Consider the following 561-nt stretch of genomic DNA (forward strand, 5'->3'; position numbering starts at 1 on the left):
GCCATGCACGACCTGCTGCCACGCCAGCGGGATGCCGGAGCAGCCCCAGCGCGCGCCGAGCAGGGCGCCCGCGATCGCCGCGACGGTGTCGGTGTCCGTCCCGGCCCGCACCGCCGCCTCCAAGGCGAGGCCGAAGTGCTGCGCGGGGAAACTGTTCTCGGCGGGGCTCAGCTCCGGGACGGCAGTGCGGGTGATCGCCGACCAGGCCGCCTGGAGCGCGTGGACGACCCAGCCGTTGTTGGCGAAGTGGTGCGGTGGATTGGCCTCCGCCTCGTCCAGCCGCTTCGCCCACACCCCGCGGCGCTCGGCGGGGAGCAGGTCCAGGCCGGCGCGCACGCCGTCGAAGGTTCCGTGCAGCACCGCGGTGCGGATGCCGGAGCACCACAGCACGCAGGCATCGGCGCAGTCGGGGTCCGGGTGGGTGAGCGCGCTGACGGCGATGGCGGCCTCGGTCATCTCGGTGGCGTCGCCGAGATGACCGAGGGCGACGACACCGGTGCGCATCAACGAGCCGTTCCCTGCGCTGCGGTCGTTGCCGGCGGTGAAGCTGCGGGCGGCGGC

General features: G+C 74.5%; 1 protein-coding gene. It reads right to left on the reverse strand.

What is annotated here, in order from left to right:
* Window positions 1-561, reverse strand: a 561-nt coding sequence (locus OP79_RS49135) for an ADP-ribosylglycohydrolase family protein (RefSeq protein ID WP_033329828.1), incomplete at both ends; no start/stop codon positions are given.

It is taken from the genome of Streptomyces yerevanensis, from assembly GCF_000716805.1.
GTDB classification, from domain to species: domain Bacteria; phylum Actinomycetota; class Actinomycetes; order Streptomycetales; family Streptomycetaceae; genus Streptomyces; species Streptomyces flaveus.